This is a genomic window from Niallia sp. M35 (assembly GCF_050971705.1).
GTDB classification, from domain to species: domain Bacteria; phylum Bacillota; class Bacilli; order Bacillales; family Cytobacillaceae; genus Niallia; species Niallia circulans_A.
The window spans coordinates 66,146-85,189 of sequence record NZ_JBPCEP010000010.1 but is presented as its reverse complement, the minus strand read 5'-3'; the positions used below and the strand labels follow the sequence as shown (position 1 = coordinate 85,189).

General features: G+C 38.4%; 18 protein-coding genes and 1 riboswitch. Of the genes, 4 read left to right on the top strand and 14 right to left on the bottom strand.

From position 1 onward, the window contains the following. The 8 genes from cobA to NiCM35_RS15160 all read right to left on the bottom strand — a co-directional run bounded on the left by cobA (position 1) and on the right by NiCM35_RS15160 (position 6,964). The gene (cobA, locus tag NiCM35_RS15195; RefSeq protein WP_123260092.1) at positions 1 to 771 is read right to left on the bottom strand and encodes a uroporphyrinogen-III C-methyltransferase; all 771 of its coding nucleotides are present in this window, start codon (positions 769 to 771) and stop codon (positions 1 to 3) included. Between the two features lie 116 nt (positions 772 to 887). Continuing rightward, positions 888 to 1,493: an adenylyl-sulfate kinase gene (gene cysC, locus NiCM35_RS15190; protein WP_095331245.1), complete on the bottom strand. Its 606-nt coding sequence runs from the start codon at positions 1,491 to 1,493 to the stop codon at positions 888 to 890. A 14-nt stretch (positions 1,494 to 1,507) separates the two neighbouring features. Next, the gene (sat, locus tag NiCM35_RS15185) at positions 1,508 to 2,656 is read right to left on the bottom strand and encodes a sulfate adenylyltransferase (RefSeq protein WP_433779975.1); all 1,149 of its coding nucleotides are present in this window, start codon (positions 2,654 to 2,656) and stop codon (positions 1,508 to 1,510) included. A 50-nt stretch (positions 2,657 to 2,706) separates the two neighbouring features. Beyond that, the gene (gene cysP, locus NiCM35_RS15180) at positions 2,707 to 3,783 is read right to left on the bottom strand and encodes a sulfate permease (protein WP_095331249.1); all 1,077 of its coding nucleotides are present in this window, start codon (positions 3,781 to 3,783) and stop codon (positions 2,707 to 2,709) included. 19 nt (positions 3,784 to 3,802) lie between these two features. Next, positions 3,803 to 4,519 (bottom strand): phosphoadenylyl-sulfate reductase, encoded by a 717-nt coding sequence (locus tag NiCM35_RS15175; protein ID WP_371473444.1) that lies wholly within the window; start codon positions 4,517 to 4,519, stop codon positions 3,803 to 3,805. A 152-nt stretch (positions 4,520 to 4,671) separates the two neighbouring features. Continuing rightward, positions 4,672 to 4,800, bottom strand: coding sequence for a YezD family protein (locus NiCM35_RS15170; protein WP_235973290.1), 129 nt, complete (start codon positions 4,798 to 4,800; stop codon positions 4,672 to 4,674). A gap of 194 nt (positions 4,801 to 4,994) precedes the next feature. Then, positions 4,995 to 5,101: riboswitch (SAM riboswitch) on the bottom strand. A 208-nt stretch (positions 5,102 to 5,309) separates the two neighbouring features. Then, positions 5,310 to 5,897, bottom strand: coding sequence for an ECF transporter S component (locus NiCM35_RS15165; RefSeq protein ID WP_095331253.1), 588 nt, complete (start codon positions 5,895 to 5,897; stop codon positions 5,310 to 5,312). A 173-nt stretch (positions 5,898 to 6,070) separates the two neighbouring features. Next, the gene (locus NiCM35_RS15160) at positions 6,071 to 6,964 is read right to left on the bottom strand and encodes a LysR family transcriptional regulator (protein WP_095331255.1); all 894 of its coding nucleotides are present in this window, start codon (positions 6,962 to 6,964) and stop codon (positions 6,071 to 6,073) included. A gap of 414 nt (positions 6,965 to 7,378) precedes the next feature. Between NiCM35_RS15160 and NiCM35_RS15155 the strand changes: the two genes are divergently transcribed. Together NiCM35_RS15155 and cysI are read left to right on the top strand one after the other, a co-directional pair. Continuing rightward, positions 7,379 to 9,196, top strand: coding sequence for an assimilatory sulfite reductase (NADPH) flavoprotein subunit (locus NiCM35_RS15155; protein WP_123258739.1), 1,818 nt, complete (start codon positions 7,379 to 7,381; stop codon positions 9,194 to 9,196). A gap of 29 nt (positions 9,197 to 9,225) precedes the next feature. Further along, the gene (gene cysI / locus NiCM35_RS15150; protein WP_371473441.1) at positions 9,226 to 10,950 is read left to right on the top strand and encodes an assimilatory sulfite reductase (NADPH) hemoprotein subunit; all 1,725 of its coding nucleotides are present in this window, start codon (positions 9,226 to 9,228) and stop codon (positions 10,948 to 10,950) included. A gap of 101 nt (positions 10,951 to 11,051) precedes the next feature. On the opposite strand, the gene NiCM35_RS15145 is transcribed toward cysI, so the two are convergent. Both NiCM35_RS15145 and NiCM35_RS15140 read right to left on the bottom strand, forming a co-directional pair. Then, positions 11,052 to 11,201 (bottom strand): hypothetical protein, encoded by a 150-nt coding sequence (locus NiCM35_RS15145; protein ID WP_433779971.1) that lies wholly within the window; start codon positions 11,199 to 11,201, stop codon positions 11,052 to 11,054. Positions 11,202 to 11,252: 51 nt separating this feature from the next. Beyond that, a complete protein-coding gene (locus NiCM35_RS15140; protein WP_433779970.1) occupies positions 11,253 to 11,426 on the bottom strand; it encodes a hypothetical protein in 174 nt (57 codons plus the stop codon). A gap of 421 nt (positions 11,427 to 11,847) precedes the next feature. Between NiCM35_RS15140 and NiCM35_RS15135 the strand changes: the two genes are divergently transcribed. Both NiCM35_RS15135 and NiCM35_RS15130 read left to right on the top strand, forming a co-directional pair. Then, the gene (locus NiCM35_RS15135) at positions 11,848 to 12,468 is read left to right on the top strand and encodes a cupin domain-containing protein (protein WP_095331262.1); all 621 of its coding nucleotides are present in this window, start codon (positions 11,848 to 11,850) and stop codon (positions 12,466 to 12,468) included. 34 nt (positions 12,469 to 12,502) lie between these two features. Next, complete coding sequence (locus tag NiCM35_RS15130; protein WP_249928244.1) at positions 12,503 to 13,399, top strand: SDR family oxidoreductase; 897 nt, start codon at positions 12,503 to 12,505, stop codon at positions 13,397 to 13,399. A 48-nt stretch (positions 13,400 to 13,447) separates the two neighbouring features. Here the strand turns inward: NiCM35_RS15130 and NiCM35_RS15125 are convergent, their stop codons facing one another. The 4 genes from NiCM35_RS15125 to ganS form a co-directional block, all read right to left on the bottom strand. Further along, entirely contained in the window at positions 13,448 to 15,493 is a 2,046-nt protein-coding gene (locus NiCM35_RS15125) for a beta-galactosidase (protein ID WP_433779967.1), read from the bottom strand. Positions 15,494 to 15,511: 18 nt separating this feature from the next. Next, positions 15,512 to 16,372 (bottom strand): galactooligosaccharide ABC transporter permease GanQ, encoded by an 861-nt coding sequence (gene ganQ / locus NiCM35_RS15120; protein ID WP_047944009.1) that lies wholly within the window; start codon positions 16,370 to 16,372, stop codon positions 15,512 to 15,514. Between the two features lies 1 nt (position 16,373). Continuing rightward, on the bottom strand, positions 16,374 to 17,663 hold the full coding sequence (locus tag NiCM35_RS15115; protein ID WP_095331268.1) for a sugar ABC transporter permease: 1,290 nt from the start codon (positions 17,661 to 17,663) through the stop codon (positions 16,374 to 16,376). Positions 17,664 to 17,734: 71 nt separating this feature from the next. Then, the gene (gene ganS / locus NiCM35_RS15110) at positions 17,735 to 19,003 is read right to left on the bottom strand and encodes a galactooligosaccharide ABC transporter substrate-binding protein GanS (protein ID WP_123258735.1); all 1,269 of its coding nucleotides are present in this window, start codon (positions 19,001 to 19,003) and stop codon (positions 17,735 to 17,737) included. Between the last annotated feature and the right edge of the window lie 41 nt (positions 19,004 to 19,044).

Here is a 19,044-nt window from a genome sequence, read left to right as displayed (position 1 = left end):
TCAAACAACCTCTTTCGGAATGGTTTCACCGAAACTTTCCTCAAACCATTTAATTTTCTCTCTCATTTTGACTACTTCGCCAATCACAATCATACAAGGATTTTCAATTTCTCCTTTTTCAGCATCCTCTATTACATGGTTAAGATCAGTAATAATTGTCTTTTGTTTAAAGGTTGTTCCCCAATTGATGAGCGCAACTGGTATTGTACCTTTTTTTCCAAAGGACAAAAGCTTCGACTGAATATATGGTAGATTTTTCACTCCCATATAGATGGCAAGTGTATCAATTTGAGAAAGTGCTTCCCATTTAATATGGTCTTCCTCGCCATTTTTTATATGACCTGTTACAAAGGCAAAAGAAGAGCCATAATTGCGGTGGGTTACTGGGATACCGGCATAACTTGGAGCGGCAATGCCTGCAGTAATTCCTGGTACTATTTCAAAGGGGATTTGATTCTTAGCTAACTCCTCTGCTTCTTCCCCGCCCCTTCCAAATACAAAGGGATCACCACCTTTTAGCCTTGTGACAATTTTCCCTTTTTTCGCATGTTTCACTAAGGTTTGATTGATCAATTCCTGTTTCATGGCATGATGATGCGGAAGTTTGCCGCAATAAATCAGTTCAGCCTTCGGTTTCGCATATTCTAATAACTCACGATTCACTAAACGATCATATAAAATTACATCGGCATTTTTGATGCATTTTAATCCTTTTACCGTTATTAAGTCCGGATCTCCTGGCCCTGCACCAACTAGATATACTCTCCCCATTTTATCCACCCTTCTTGTTGTTCCTTCTTTTCGGATCCATTAAAAAGTGGGGAAAGGAATCAACGATGAACGGATGGTTTTGCAAGGACCATGCTCAGTTTTTCCCTTTCCCTATATTAAGAGATATAATATTCTTTTTCTTTTAAATATTGTACGATTTGTTCTACACATTCTTCAATAGAATGTTTTTCTGTATCCACGATTAATTCTGGCTGAAGCGGCTCCTCATATGGGGAACTAATACCTGTAAAGTCCTTTATGATTCCTTTTCTTGCTTTCTCATATAAACCTTTCGGATCCCTTGCTTCACAAGCCTCTATGGAACACTTTATATATATTTCCACAAACTCGTTTTCTTCTAATAAAGCTCTTACTCGATCACGGTCTTCGCGAAACGGAGAAATGAAGGCAGTTAGAACGACTTGCCCACTATCAACAAATAGCTTGCTGACCTCGCCAATTCTTCTAATGTTTTCTTTGCGGTCCTCATCTGAAAAACCCAAATCTTTATTAATTCCAAAACGTATATTATCTCCATCTAAGACATAGCTATTTGTCTGGTCTTCATATAATCTTTTTGCAACAGCATTTGCAACCGTTGATTTTCCCGAACCAGATAACCCTGTAAACCATAAAACATAGCTATGATGCTTATTTTTTTCTCTTCTATCCTTCTTTGTTACTGCATGGTCATGCCATGTAATATTTGTACTTTGGCTCAAAAGTTCTCTCTCCTTTAAGAATGGATTTCTTGTTTTTGCAATCCTTTTATTAACACTTCCACTACTTCTTTACGACTAAATGTACTTGGTGGAATCTCTCCATTTCTTAAAAGCTCGCGAACCTTCGTCCCAGATAAAATTTCATGATGTTCCTTGCCATGTGGACAAGTTTTTGTAGAAGCCATGTTCTCACATTTCTTACAATAGAAACTATGTTCAAAGAATAATAGATTAATACCTAGCTCTTCTTGTGTAAATTGGTCAAAAATTCTTTGAGCATCATAGGTACCATAGTAGCTCCCTACCCCAGCATGATCACGACCGACGATAAAGTGGGTACAGCCATAATTCTTTCTCACCATCGCATGGAATATTGCTTCTCTTGGTCCTGCATAACGCATAGCAGCAGGGAATACAGCTAGGAATACACGCTCTTTTGGATAGTAATTTTTCAATAGCACTTGGTAGCTTTCCATCCGAACATCTGCTGGAATATCATCCGCCTTCGTTTCACCTACTAATGGATTTAAGAATAGACCATCAACAATTTCGAGTGCTGACTTTTGAATATATTCATGTGCACGATGAACAGGATTTCTTGTTTGGAATCCGACTACTGTCTTCCATCCCTTTTCTACAAATATTTCTCTCGTTTCTGCCGGATCTAAGTAAAAATTACTAAAATCCGTTTTCTCTACTTTCTTTATGAGTTTAATCGGGCCGCCAATATATATATTTCCGCGATCAAACATTTTCTTTACACCTGGATGTGCTAAATCATCTGTACGGTAAACAGAAACAGCCTCTTTACTTTTATCTGGAATATAAATATCCTCTACTGTCAGCACACCATATACTTCACCTTGATGGACTAGTTTTACCGTATCCTGAAGTTCAATGGTATCTGATTGTTCCTTTGAAATGGGCAATGTAATAGGTATGCTCCAAATCTCACCTGTTGCTAAGCGCATATTCTCTACCACTGCTTCATAATCTTTTTGGGATAAAAATCCTGTAAGCGGGCTATATGCTCCATTTCCAATCAGTTCTAAATCACTAAGTGCAATAGTATCAATTTCTAGCTCCACCTTTAGTTCAGAGATATCATAATTAGGATCGTATAAATTAATTAATTTTCCACCATGTGGTTGACTTAATGACATTTTTTAGCACACCTTTCTTTTTTCGGACTTTTTCTTATAAATGATTTCCGTTAAATTCCGCCACCATCTTCATAAATAGTACTGTTATCTTCACGAATCGTTTTCATTAGGCTTATAATTCCAAGTGTAGCAATACATACACTAAGAATAATAAGTACATTATAGATATCTGCTTCAATAAATAATTGAACTAAACCGTAAGAAATAACTAATGATAGGACTGGCGAAACAATCCATACCTTAAAAATTCTTAACACTAGTTTCTTCTTCAGAATCTCATATCCATTCTTCGAGACACCTATTCCGATAATGGCAGAGCTAGTTACTTGCGTTAACGGAACTGGTATTCCAAATATAGAAGCTATTGTCACTAATGTCGCGCCCGTGCCAGAAATTAGTCCTCCTTCCAGCTTCGTGAATTGGACAATTTTCTTTCCATTTGTCTGCAAGACTCTTCCCCCTAGCAGAAAAGCGCCGATTGCAATAAAAAATCCACCCACTACTACTCCTGTTTGCATGGATATCATGTCAGCGCCAACTAATGGTCCAATAGAGTTTGCAACATTATTCATTCCCGCAGAGAATGCTTCAAAGCACCCCACGATAATAACAAAAATAGATAAGTATTTTTCATTACTTGGATTGCGAATCCATTCATTTTGATTCTCAAGCTTTCTTACATATTTCCCAGCCCCTAGCGCGATGAAAAAAGACACGATTGGAACAAGAAGCCAAAAGAAGACAATCCATAATATATTCGCAATATATAAGCTTTTAAAAGCCACACCTACTCCTACTACACTGCCAACTGTAATTTCACTTGTTGATAATGGAATCCCCATTATATTAGCTATAAATAGAGAGAGTGCAGCTGATGATAAAATGATTAAGACAATTTTAGCATCAAGGATACTACTCGGAATTAATCCTTCCCCAACTGTTTTTACTACTTCACTCCCGCCAATTACCGCTCCTAGAAAAATCGCTACCGCACATATAAGCAGAGCAACTCTCTTTTTTGGTATGGCGCCTGATCCATAGGCAACACCAAGGCTTGCTGCTGCACCACTTGCGCCAATGTTCATTGCAAAAAACAATGACATAATACCTGCTAAAATAATGATCATCTCTTTGTACCTCTACTCATTATTGTAAGTGTAGCCCGCATTCTGTTTTTCCTTTTCCCGCCCATCTACCAGAACGTAAATCATCCATATTAATAGCAGGCTGGGTACATGTTCTGCAGCCAATGCTCGGATACCCCTTATCGTGAAGAATATTGTAGTCCAAAGAGTTCTTATGGGCATATCTCCAAACATCTTTCCATGTCCAATGAATCAGTGGACAAACCTTTATGGATTTAAATTTATTATCCTTATTTAGATATTGCGTGTTTTTTCTTGTTTCTGACTGTTCTCTGCGAAGTCCTGAAATCCAAGCAATCGGTTCAGACAGCACTTCATGTAAAGGAACAACCTTGCGAATCTCACAGCATTTATTTGGATTAGATAACCAAAGTTCTTCTCCATATTGTGCAGCCTGTTCTTCTAACGTAATGGCTGGTTTTTTCATTTCAATTTGCAAATCTGGATACCGCTGTTTCACCTTTTCAATTAATTCATAGGTTTCATCAAAATGTACATCTGTATCTAAAAAAACAATACGAGCATCCTTTTTTATCTTTGAAATTAAATCGATAAGAACAATTCCTTCAATTCCAAAACTGCAAGCATAGACAATATCCTCTCGGTACGTATCATAAGCCCACTTTAAAACCTCTAAAGCTCCCTTTGTTTCCGTTTCGCTTGAAAAGTCCACAGGAGGATACGTATCAATAGTTTCATAGGTTAATAACTGACTCATTAAAAATCCTCCAATTTCATCATAGTATTTTGTTCATGGATTATGTGCCCAAAATATAAAAAGAGGCAGCTTTAACCCACTTTCTCAGTTAAAGTTGCCTCTAGTTTGTCTAGTCAGCTTGTTTATTAAACGCCCTAAATAGGAAACTCCTGTTATTTCCCTAAGCGTATCTTTTCATTTTTTTCAATTTGAATAATTTTTCCATCCTGTACGACTAATGTGACCGATCCAAATTTCATTGTGTTTAGAATTTGCTCTAATTGAATTTTCACTTTGTCCAGCTGATTTGTTTCCCCCACCAACAAATCCCTCCTTAAAAAAGGTGAAATCTTACTAAACCATTTGAATAGCGTTTACGCCAGACATATTTTTGAATCGAAAACGCCTATCAAAGGAATGCTCGACCATCGCAAGTGAAATGCATTTACGATTTAAAAAATCCTTCCATTTGGAAAGAGTTGAGTATTTATTCCTTCCCCTATCTTTCAAAATGGGTATCCATTTTGTTGGATTTAGCACCTTGCATTCAGCAGGTTGCCAGACTTTTCTTCGGCCAATTCCCTCCATCTCTCTTGATAGGCATCGTTATTTTCTAAATTTTATCATAATTGCCATAATTGTCAATAAGTTTTTCGAGTTGTTTAGTCGGGATTAACAATCTATTTCCTAGTATTTTAGGGTGAATACTCTTTTTATTATAGAAGAAAATATAGTATTAGTGAATGTCCCATTACTATTGTTGGCAAAAATAGCTGATTAGCACTAGACTAAATCAGCTATTTTTCCATCCTTATTTTTTTCGTATCTTTAATAACGGCTTTGCAATGATGGGTGTTAAAATCCCTGATAAAATTGCCTCTGGCACCCCATTTGTACCAACTATAGCTAGTATCGCAGGCAAGAGATCTTCCACATTTACACCAATTGCGTTTGCATAAGGCTCTCTTACAAATAAATAGACAAATCCTAGCACAAGGATTGTATTGATTAGAGATCCTATCACACCAGAAATACTCATTGCTACTGTCTCATTCATTTTGTCTCTCAGCACCTTATAAAATAACAGTCCTGCCACTACTCCAATCATTACTCTTGGAAAAACAGATATTAACGGATTGGTAAAAATAATCGGGGCAAGGACACTTGTCGGATAAGTGAAAGCACGGATAAATGTGATAATGCCCCATACTCCTCCAATAATCGCTCCCTCTAATGGTCCTAAAACAATCGCTGCAATAATAACTGTGATCTGAATGATTGTTATACTAAGTACAGGAGTCGGAATATACCCTAGTATCGGAACAAAGGTTTGAATAATAATAATAGCCGTAAGTAGTCCTAGTAGAACCAAGCGAGTAGTTTTATTTTTTTTCTTCATCTGCAAGTAGTTCTCCTTATGTGGAAAAAGCATTATCCACTTTTCCCTCAATTTAATAAAATTCCTTTGTTATCATACTACAAAAACAAGTATTTTTTCTATGATAATAAGAAGGATTTTTCTGCATTTCCCTTTAGGATGGGGTTAATTACTTGCTGTTATACATTATTGGATTACTCGGTATAAGGAAAAGTCTTTTTAAGTGTTTCAATAAAGGTGATAACATTTTGTTTCTCCTTCATAATGGGAGCAAAGAGATAAGATAATCGTCTTGTAAATCGCGCATTTGTGATTGGGATAATACTTAGGTTTCCATTCTTCACATCCCTTTCGATCACACTTTTGGATAAAAGTGATAAGCCATTGCCATTAATAAGCGTTTCCTTGATGCCTTGATTACTGCTAATAGTTAAAAAGGATTCAGCTCTTAACCCATTGGATCGAATAACATGATCTAAGTACTCTCTTGTACCAGATCCAAGCTCTCTTGTAATCCATGTCTGATCATGGAGTTCAGAAATCGAAATGCTTTCCTGAGTCGCAAGTGGATGATGAACAGATGCAACAATAAATAACTCATCCTCCATAAAAGGCACCACCTGCAATTCCTTATCATTTGTTTGTCCTTCAATTAAACCGATATCTACTTCATATAATCTTACCGCTTGGACAATTTCTTCTGTATTTCCAATCGTAGCTTGAATTTGCAACTCGGAATGCTCTCTTTGCAGATCAAGCAGTAATGCCGGAAGAATGTATTCGCCGATCGTAAAACTAGCACCTATTTTTAATTCACCCTTAATTGCATGATGATGCTCTAAAATATGCTGTCTCGTCTGGTCATATAAGCGTATCATTTGAATGGCGCAATCATAAAGCATTTGACCGGTTGGTGTTACTTTTAAATATTTTGGTGACCGTTCCAATAGCTTTGTTTGAAACTCCTTTTCAAGATTCTTAATATGTAGACTTACACTCGGCTGACTCATTAACAGCATTTCTGCTGTCTTTGTAAAATTCTTTACTTCAACAAGCGTCACAAATGTTTTTAGAGCTTCATACTGCATTTTTTCTCCTCCTTTTCGCTAATTAAATAGTTAATTATTAAGATTACTAATAGTTGCCATTAATTATATGTATTTTACTAATTCTTTCATTTCCAGTAAAGTACAATTAGAATACGTGTCATACGAGGATGCTCTAGGCGGCTGCTTTCATGTATGGATGCCTTAACGCCTATCCAAGCTTTCGTCACCTGTTTAAATTAATCTGATTAGATACTGATCTATTTAGAAAAACAATATCCCCTGCTTGTTTCAATTAGTAACAAGCTTCTTTTGTGTTCCTAATCCGATTTGTCTGATAGGATTAATAAAAAACAGAGTGACAATCCTCCCTCTTCCTTATAAAATAAATTGCAAGAATTATCACACTAATCAAATTACAAAAGAGAATACCATTATCTATGCGAGGTGAAAGTGTTGCAGCTTCAAGTAATAAATAGTCCTTTTAATCAAGAACAAACAGAATTATTAAACCGTCTTTTACCAACTTTAACTGAATCACAGAAAATTTGGCTAAGTGGGTATTTATCTGCTTCCACTGCAGTCACAGCATCAGCAGAACCTATCTCCAATACTGAATTAACGGAGCAAAAGGCAGCTGAACCAATTACAAAAGATATTACGATTCTTTTTGGATCCCAAACCGGAAATGCACAAAGCCTTGCCAAAAATCATGGCAATCGTTTAAAAGAATTAGGGTTTAATGTCACTGTACAGTCAATGGGTGACTTTAAACCTAATAATCTAAAAAAAATACAAAATCTTCTTGTTATTGTGAGTACTCATGGAGAAGGCGACCCACCAGATACTGCAATAGCTTTCCATGAATTCTTACATGGAAAACGAGCGCCTAAGCTGGAGAACTTCCAATATTCTGTGTTAGCGCTTGGTGACAGCTCGTATGAATTCTTCTGCGAAACAGGGAAGCAATTTGATAAACGTTTAGAAGAATTGGGTGGAACAAGACTTTATCCACGTGTGGATTGTGATCTTGATTATGATGAACCAGCTAGTGAATGGTTCGAAGGCATCGTCAGCAGCTTGAGCCTTCAATCAGAATCAACCGCTCAGTCCATAAGTATAACACCACCGTCTCTTCAAGATTCTGGTTATTCTCGCAGTAATCCGTATTATGCGGAGGTACTGGAGGTCATTAATTTAAATGGACGTGGTTCCAATAAAGAAACATTGCATGTAGAGCTTTCGCTTGAGGATTCTGGAATCTCTTATGAACCAGGTGACAGCCTTGGAATTTTTCCCCATAATGATCCAGTATTAGTTGATCTTTTAATACAAGAGTTACGTTTTTCTCCAACAGAAAGTGTCACAATCAATAAACAAGGAGAAGTTCTGGCTTTTCGAGAAGCTTTATTAACCTATTTTGAAATTACAGTTTTAACCAAACCATTGGTAGAGAAATTTGCAAAAATAACAACCAATCCAGCTTTAGAAGACTTACTTGCTAAGGGAAACGAAGATAAATTAAAGGCATATATAAATGGGCGTGACTTATTAGACCTTATTCGAGACTATGGGCCAATTGAAGCAGATGTGCAAACATTTGTATCCTTGCTTCGTAAACTGCCTACCCGCCTTTATTCGATTGCCAGCAGCTACAAAGCAAATCCTGATGAAGCACATTTAACGATTGGCGCCGTTCGTTACCATGCAAACGGCCGAGATCGCAATGGTGTTTGCTCCGTTCAAATAGCGGAACGTATTCAGCCAGGTGATAAACTGCCTATCTATATACAAAACAATGAAAATTTCAAACTTCCGGATAACCCAGATACCCCTATTATTATGGTTGGTCCAGGGACAGGAGTGGCACCCTTCCGTTCCTTCCTGCAGGAAAGAGAAGAAATCGGTGCCGAAGGAAAAGCATGGCTATTCTTTGGAAACCAACATTTTGTTACAGACTTTCTTTATCAAACAGAATGGCAAAATTGGCTTAAAGATGGTGTGTTAACAAAAATGAGTATTGCTTTTTCCCGGGATAAAGCGGAAAAGGTATATGTGCAGCACCGCATGCTGGAGCATAGCAAAGAGCTATTTGAATGGCTGGAAGAAGGAGCTGTTCTATATGTTTGTGGAGACGAAAAGCATATGGCACATGATGTTCACCAAACACTCCTTACTATTATCCAAAAAGAAGGTCAAATGTCTTTAGAAAAGGCTGAGGAATATATAGCTTCTATGACTCAAACCAAACGTTATCAGCGTGACGTTTATTAAATAATTGGCAGGAAAGGAGTTTTTCTACAATGGCAAAACAAATATTAAAAGCACCAGATGGACCACCAAGTGATGTGGAACGAATAAAAGAAGAAAGTAATTATTTACGTGGCACATTGAAGGAATCCATGGAGGAAGAATTAAGCGCTGGTATTTCAGACGATGATAACCGCTTAATGAAATTCCACGGAAGTTACCTGCAAGATGATCGTGATTTACGCAATGAACGTGCCAAGCAAAAATTAGAACCAGCCTACCAATTTATGCTCCGAGTTCGAACACCGGGTGGAGTAGCTACACCGGCTCAATGGCTGACAATGGATGATCTTGCACAAAAGTATGGAAATAATACATTAAAATTAACGACACGCCAAGCTTTCCAAATGCATGGCATTTTAAAATGGAATATGAAGCAGACTATTCAAGATATACACCAATCCTTACTTGATACAATTGCTGCTTGTGGCGACGTCAATAGAAATGTGATGTGCAACCCTAATCCGTATCAATCAGCTTTGCATAGTGAAGTGTATGAATGGTCAAAAAAATTAAGTGATTATTTACTACCTCGTACACAAGCTTATCATGAGCTCTGGTTAGATAAGGAAAAGGTAGCTTTCACTCCAACTGTTGAGGAAACAGAAGAGGAGCCAATGTACGGAAAATTATATTTACCTAGAAAATTTAAAATTGGTATTGCCGTTCCTCCTTCTAATGATATTGATGTATTTTCCCAAGACCTGGGGCTAATTGCCATTACGGAAGAAGAAAAACTAATTGGATTTAATGTTGCCATCGGCGGGGGAATGGGAATGACCCATGGAGATAAAGCAACATACCCACAGCTCGCAAAAGTAATTGGATTCTGTACACCTGAGCAAATTCTTGATGTGGCGGAAAAAGTAATTACGATTCAACGCGATTATGGAAATCGCTCTGTTCGAAAGAATGCTCGTTTTAAATATACCGTGGATCGCCTTGGTCTAGATAATGTAGTAGAAGAACTAGAAAATCGCCTAGGCTGGAAACTTCAAGAAGCGAGAGAATTTCACTTTAACCATAACGGCGACCGCTATGGCTGGGAAAAAGGCATTAAAGGAAAATGGCACTTCACTTTATTCGTGGAAGGCGGCCGCATTAAAGACTATGAAAATTATCCGTTAATGACAGGCTTACGCGAAATCGCTAAAGTACATACTGGCGATTTCCGATTAACTGCCAATCAAAATCTAGTCATTGCGAATGTCTCCAGCCGCAATAAAAAGCAAATCGCTGATTTAATCGAGCAATATGGCATTATGGATGGAAAACGTTTCTCTGCACTGCGTCGTAATTCTATTGCTTGTGTATCCCTGCCAACCTGCGGGCTTGCGATGGCAGAAGCAGAACGATACTTACCAGTCTTAATCGATAAGATAGAAGAAATCGTGGACGAAAATGGGCTACGTGATGAAGAAATTACCATCCGTATGACAGGCTGTCCAAATGGCTGTGCCCGCCATGCATTAGGGGAAATCGCCTTCATTGGAAAAGGACCTGGAAAGTACAATATGTACCTAGGCGCCGCCTTTAATGGAAGCCGCTTAAGCAAACTCTATCGCGAAAATGTTGGCGAGGAAGAAATCCTTTCAGAACTTCGCGTACTGCTCCCGCGCTATGCGAAAGAAAGAACGGCAAATGAACATTTTGGAGACTTTGTTATTCGCGCTGGTATTGTTAAAGAAGTAACCGACGGCACAAACTTTCATGATTGACAGATGAGTCATTGCACCACTTTAATCGTTTTGATTGAGTGGTGCTTTTTTGTGGTTGGAATTGGGCGGTAGAGATTGAGGTTGGAGGTTTGGCTGATATTTCAGAGGTTGGCTGATTCTACCTCCACCTTGGCTGATATTTTCGGAGGTTGGCTGATTCCCTCTCCACTTTGGCTGATATTTTCGGAGGTTGGCTGATTCCCTCTCCACTTTGGCTGATATTTCCGGAGGTTGGCTGATTCCCTCTCCACTTTGGCTGATATTTCCGGAGGTTGGCTGATTCCCTCTCTACTTTGGCTGATTTATCCAGAGGTTGGCTGATTCCCTCTCCACTTTGGCTGATTTATCCAGAGGTTGGCTGATTCTACCTCTACTTTGGCTGATTTATCCAGAGGTTGGCTGATTCCCTCTCCACTTTGGCTGATATTTTCGGAGGTTGGCTGATATATCCGGAGGTTGGCTGATTCCCTCTCCACTTTGGCTGATATATTTGGAGTTTGGCTGATTCTACCTCCATTTTGGCTGATATTTTCGGAGGTTGGCTGATTCCCTCTACACTTTGGCTGATATTTTCGGAGGTTGGCTGATTCCCTCTACACTTTGCCCAATTTCCCCTTCACCTTGGCTGGTACACTCATAATTTCACCTATTCCCCTACTATTTTGACTAATATAATACTCATAGTTTTACTGATTTCCCCACTACTTTAACTGTTATACCCCAGATTTCGCCGATTCTCCCACTTCGATTTCCACCCTTCCCTATCCATATCAAGCCATTGCTTGACTTTTCCTATAAACAAACTGATTTTCCCACTCATAGTCCAACCTAGTTTTGTATATATTTAAAGTTGTAAGCCATATAAATATTTTCATATGAAAAATAGGAGGCTACATTATGTCTGTTAATCCAGCTTCCCCTGCCTTTCAACTATTCGGGGATTCTACCCAGTCTGTTAATTATAAAAGGGATTCTTATAATTACATTACACAGTTATTTTCTGAACAAATGCCTGCAATACATACTGGGTTATTCAATGTCCATCTTAATCAAGGATTCATTGTCCAGCCACACTGGCACACAAATGTGAATGAACTTGTTTTTGTCGTTAGTGGGGAAGTTATGACCTCTGTCTTCAACCCTTTTACACAAAGCATCATGACTTATCATGTAAAACCCGGGCAAGCTTCCCAATTTCCAAAGGGGTGGTTCCATTGGATAGTAGCATTGCGAAACAATACTCATTTTCTTACTATTTTCGACCAGCCGCAACCTGATATCGTGTTTGGTTCTGATTTTCTACGTTTTTTGCCAAAAGAAATTGCTAACAGAGCTTATTGTGTAAACGAAGCCGCCTACGCACATGCCATTGCCCCCATTACCCAGTCTACTATTCTCGGGCCACCACCAGGATGTGACCAAATCGGAGGAGCCGTAAACTATCCATACCATGCCACTCAGCCTACACCTACTATACATCCTTATCTCAATCTTTCCTCTCCTCCCCACGCTTATTAACCAAGAAAAGTAAGAAAGTATGGAGGTTATTACTGTGACAAAGAAACAACATTATGGTTCTGAAGTAAAATGTGAAGAAATTGAATGGACGTTTCCACCTCAGCAGCAAACACGACAGCCGGGGTTTGAATATTTGATGGATCCACTTCCTATTTTTGATAACCCCAAATATATTGGAACAGGCAAGTTAAAGGACCGTACAGCTATTATTACTGGAGGAGACAGCGGCATCGGCAGAGCCGTTGCCGTCGCCTTTGCGAAGGAAGGGGCAAACATTGTCATCTCTTATTTTGACGAGCATACAGATGCAGAAACAACAAAGCGAGTTGTCGAGCAATATGGTCGCTCCTGCTTACTCATTCCAGGAGACTTGCGAAGAAGAGAACATTGTGAATTCATTGTGCAAAAAACATTAGAAACATTTGGAAAAATTGACATTTTGGTTAATAATGCAGCTGTACAATTTTTGCGAGAAGACTTAACTTCCATACCAGACGAACAATGGGAATTAACGTTTGATGTAAATATCCATGCCTATTTTCACTTAACAAAGGCTGCCTTACCCCATTTAAAAGAAGGAGCCAGTATTGTTAATACGACTTCTCTTGTTGCCTATATTGGGGTAAGTCACTTGATTGATTATACGACGACGAAAGGTGCGATTGTTAGTTATACAAGAGCGCTAGCCAACAACCTTGTGCAAAAAGGTATCCGTGTGAACGCTGTTGCTCCTGGACCTTTCTGGACACCCATCCAGCCTGCCTCACAATCGGCTGAAAATATTGCTACATTAGGCTCAGATGTACCAATGAAGCGGGCGGGGCAGCCGTATGAAATTGCTCCAGTCTATGTGTTGCTTGCTTCTGATGATGGTTCTTATATGACAGGACAAACGATTCATGTAAATGGCGGTGCTATGGTTACGACTTAGAACAGCAAAAAAGGACGATATCCCGTCGTCCTCTTTTGTTATTCCTCATTATTTTTCTCTTTTTAACACCCTTACTTCATATGGCAAAAGTTCTATCTGTTCTTGCTTTATTTCTTGTGTAAGTAAATCGAAAAAGGATTCTTTTAACGTTACTGTTTGCTTTTGTTCTGTAAAATTCATGACAAATAAATAGTAGCACTCAGCCGAATCCCTTCTTTGGACGGAAACACCTTCTTTATGCAGAATTTCCCTTTCGCTGTCAAGATTACCTTCTTTTTGCAATCCCTCATAAAAATCATCTAAAAAGGCCTGTTCCGTTCTTGCCCCTATAAAATAGGCTTTTCCTTTCCCGTAGCAGTTTTCTACAACAGCAGGATTCCCTTGATAAAAGTCCTCCATATACGTCGCTAAAATATTCGCTTCTTTCCTTTCAAAAATGGTGCAATAATCTTTTATTTCATATTGCTTCCCGTTATAGATAAGGGTATTTCTATCTTTTGGATAAAGAGTATCTGTTTCTTTTACATCAATGCCAAATATTCGTTTTAGCATTGCAGGCCAACCTGATAAATGGGCAAGATCCGTTTCATTAACAAGGCCGCTAATATATGAACTTACAAGTGTTCCTCCATTTGCAACATAGTTTTCTAATTTAGAAATTGTATCAAGAGACATCATGTAGAGCATTGGAGCAATAACTAAATCATAGGAAGCAAGCTCTTGATTTAATGTAACTATATCGACACTAATATCCTTTTTCCAAAAACTTTGATAATGCTTTTGCAACGTTTGAGGATATTGCTTTGTTGAATCGGAGAATCCTTGTGCATCGTTTAAAGCCCAGTTATTTTCCCAATCATATACAATTGCTACTCTTGCTTGTTTATGTGTTCCCTTTACTTCAGCAATCTTCTCTAGAGCTCCACCAACTGCTGAAACCTCTTGAAAGACTCGATTCGTTTCACTATTATCATGATCCACTACTGCCCCATGAAATTTCTCGGAGGATCCTCTTGATTTTCTCCATTGAAAATACAGAACACTGTCTGAACCATGTGCGATAAATTGCATGGAGGATAGCAAATGCATACCAGGTCTCTTCGTTTTATTCACATCATGCCAGTTGACGCCACTTGGTGTACTTTCCATAATGAGAAAAGGCTGTTGTTTTAAAGAGCGATACAAATCATTGATAAAACCAACTTTTGCAGCTAAGTCCTTTGTTTCCTCCCAATCATTGTGCCAAGCAGGATAGCAATCCCAACTAACAATATCCACATGCTTTGCAAACTCACTATAATTCAAACTTTGAAAGGGTATTAAATCATGCGTGTCTGCCATAAAGTTTGTTGTAATAGGGATAGATGGAGAGATTTCCCTTAATGGCACTATTTCATGCTTGTAAAAATCAATTGTTTGGTCAGTGACAAAACGTTTCCAATCTAAATTCAATCCATGAACCATACTTTCTCCAATGGAAGAAGGAGATTCAACTTCTAACCAATCTGTGATTGTATGGCTCCAAAATGGCCCCCACCAAGCATGATTTAGTTTATCTAATGTCCCATACTTCTTTTTCAGCCAATTACGGAAATTATCTTGGCAAAGTTCACAGTGACAATCGCCGCTATACTCATTAGAAATATGCCACATTAGTAACGCAGGATGATTTCCATAGCGCTCCGCTAGCTTTCTATTAATAATTGCTACTTTTTCACGATAGATAGGGGAAGAAAAACAATGATTATGGCGTCCCCCATGTAACATTTTCATGCGATTTTCGGTGGTTCTTAAGACTTCTGGGTACTTCTTAGACATCCATGCTGGTCTAGCGCCACTTGGAGTAGCTAAGATGACTCTCCCGCCCATTTGATAAATGGCCTCTATTCTTTCATCGAGCCAGTCAAACTGGAATTCCCCTTCTGTTGGTTCAAGTGCACTCCATGCAAATACACCTAAGGTAAACGTATTTGCTTTTGCTAATTTCATCAATCGTAAATCATCTTTCAATATTTCTGGATAATCGAGCCATTGATCCGGATTATAATCTCCACCATGCAATAAGCGATTATCTGCTACTGTTTTATCTATCATCTTAAAGTCCTCCGATTTCTATCCTTTTGTTCCTCCTGCTGTTAATCCAGATACGAAATGCTTCTGTAAAGCTACAAATACAATCGCAACCGGAATACTTATCAGAATAGCTCCAGCTGCAAAGGTGGTATAGCTTGCTCCCATTTTGTCGCTGACTAATTTATACAAGCCTATCGGAAGTGTATAGTATTCTGGATTTCTCAATATGACCGATGATATCGCGAAATCTCCCAGCGGAGCAGTGAATCCGTTCATTGCAACTACCGCAAGCATTGGTCTAGATAAGGGCATGAGTATTCTCCAAAATATTCTGGTGTTGCTAGCTCCATCAATTTTCGCACTTTCATCAAGGTCAAGCGGTATAGAATCAATATATCCCTTCATTAAATAGGTATTCATTGGGATTTGGCCACCAACATAAATAAATATTAAGAGCCAATGACTATTGATTAATCCAAGCATTTGCGCCAAAACAAAGATTGCGATTAAAGCAGAAAACTGTGGAATCATTTGTAATAGCAAGAATAGCATTAAACCATTTTTTCTCCCTTTAAACCGAAAACGAGAGAAAGCATATGCCGTATAAGAGACACATAGTATCGAAAACACCATTGTAAGAATACTAATCTTCATGGAATTCATATACCATTTTCCATAGTAAAGAGTGCCTTCCTGTTGAAAAAGGTCTTTGTAATGACCCACTGTTGGATTATCTGGGATAATACTCGTGCTTACCAAACTGTTACCTGGATTGAAGCTAGCACCAATCGTCCATACTAACGGATAAATAATAAGGGTACATACAATAAGCAAGAGGAGGTAAGTAAGTGTCATCCGAATAGTCCGCTGTTTTTTGATACTGACCGTTTTTTTGGCCATCTTATTTTACCTCCTTAAACGAATTCGTTCTTCTGAATTGCCAAAGAGCAATACTAATAACAAAAATACTTAGTAAAATCGTCAATGCAGCAGCAAGTGCATATTGACTGTTCTGCATCGTTAATTTATAAATCCAAGAAACTAAAATATCTGTACCACCGGCTGTTGATCCTGGCACAGCTGGTCCTCCCGCATTAAAAAGATAGATAATATTAAAGTTATTAAAATTAAACGTATATTGCGTAATAATAATAGGTGCCATTGAGTATAAAATAAGTGGCAGCGTAATATTTTTGAACTTTTGAAGGGGGGATGCTCCGTCAATCGTTGCTGCTTCGTAAAGATCATCGGAAATCGATTGAAGTACCCCCGTGGTGACAATGAATATATATGGAAAACCGAGCCATCCTTGTATAAGCAATAACGCTAATCGTGTCCAGTTTGGACTTGTCAGCCAAGGAATACTATCGATCCCCAAAAAGGCTAAGATGGAAGTATTAATCGCACCAAAGCTATCATTGAACATACCTGCAAATACTAAAATTGTTACAAATCCAGGTACAGCCCACGGTAGCACTAAAATAGTACGAAAGAATTTTTTAAAGCGTAATTCCTTCTGATGAACAACCACCGCTAAAAAAATCCCGATTGCCACTTGAAGCGTTGAGGCAATCAGTGTCCAAATTAAAGTCCATCCTAATACATCAAAAAAAGTAGCTCTCCATATATCGACGGTAAATATCTTTTTAAATGTCTCAAGTCCTACCCAATCCACTAAATTAGCTGGAGCGGAATGATACAGGTCATAATTAGTAAAGGCAAGTGCAAAACAAAATAGGATCGGAAAAATAACAGAGAAAATAAGTAAAAGGAAGGCTGGACTTGTAATGATATATGGATATCCTTCTGCTAAAAGAACCTGATACTGCTCTTTTATGGAGGGAATAGCAAATCCTTCTTCTCTTCTCTTTCCAATCGCATAGGCATCTTTTATATTTAAGTAATAAAAAGCTAATCCGAAGAAAATAACAATTACAGCGATAATGCCCTCTGCAAGCAAGAAGATGGAATTATCTCGGGGCACTTGTTCCCCAAGCGTAACAATCCCCCATAGTCCCATATTAAATAAATCCTTAAAAACAACAATAAATGCGATAGAAAAGATAAGGAAGAATGCTCCCTTTCCCCATTGTTTATTATAGAACTGTCCTAAACCTGGAATGATTGATAATAATGCAGCTCTTTTCGCTGTCTTTGTATCTGTATCAACTGCCTTTGCTTGGAAGCTCATACTTAAACTTCACCTCTCTCCTTTTAAAAGGGACCAGTATTTTTTGGATACTGTTCCCCTCTTATTCCTAGTTAGTTTCCACTATTAGCAGCAATGGAACCTTTAATTGTCTCGACTGCTGTTGACAGGGCCTCTTTTGGCTTCGCTTTTCCTGTTGCAATCGTTTGAAGTGCTGAGTCAATTGGCTGCCACACTGCATCCATTGCTGTAATGCCTGGTGTTAATTGTGAATATTGAGATTGATTCGCTACTGCCTTTGCATTTTCACTTTCTTTCACAGCTGGATCTTCTGCTAACGCCTTTACTGCTGGAACTTCTTTCGTAATTTCATAACGTGTTTTAGAATTCTCTTCATTTGCTAAAAATTCAACTAATTTTTCTGCTAGTTCTGCATTTTTACTATAAGTGCTTACGTTATAGCTTTTCACCCCTATGAAGGATCCCATATGTTCTCCATTTGCTAACATCGGGAGCTCTGCTACTCCATAATTGACGCCTGCTTTCGCATACGGCTCTAAATTCCACGGTCCAGAAATAACTGCAGCGGCTTTCCCTTCTGTAAATAGAGAATCCAGAACATTTATCCCTTGCTCGCCAATAATTCCGGATGGGAACAATCCATCTTTATAAAATTTGGAAATATACTCTGCTCCTTCAATGGCTCCTTCATTTGCTAAACCAATATCCTCTGGATTGTATGCTCCAGAACTGTCCTGCCCGAATACATAACCTCCATATCCACTTAGAACGCCATTTGCATAGTATATTTGATCCCATAAAGCCAATAAGCCATAATTTCCATCCTTGGTTACCCCTTTAGAGAACTCATACCATTCCTCTGTTGTTTTCGGCAATTGGTCTTCACTTACTAAGTCCTTGTTATAATATAAAATGGTCGTTTCCACGGCTTTAGGAAGCCCATATACTTTGCCATCAACCATTTGGGATTCCATCGCTGCCTCTGTATACATTGCCTTTTGCGTATCATTAACTGTGATTTCCTTTAAAATCCCCTCTGTTACAGCCGTTCCAATCTGATCTGCGGGAATTGTGATAACATCAGCTCCTGTACCTGCTGGCCCATCTAATCGCAAATCTTCTAATTGATCTGCATAAGCTTTCTCTTCAACTTTAATTTTCACCTTATTTTCTTCTTCAAATTTTTTAATTGCATCTGCAATTCCTTCCGACTTGCTTTGATCTTCCCATACAAGGAGATCATAGCCATTGTTATTTTTCTTTGAAGATGTATCGCTACTTGCTTCATCTGATGGTCCACAACCTGCTAACGCTAAAGCTAAAGAACTACTCAAAAGTATTGCGGTAAGCCTCTTTTTCATCTTTTTTCCACCCTTTGCTTTTTTTATTTTCTGAAAACGTT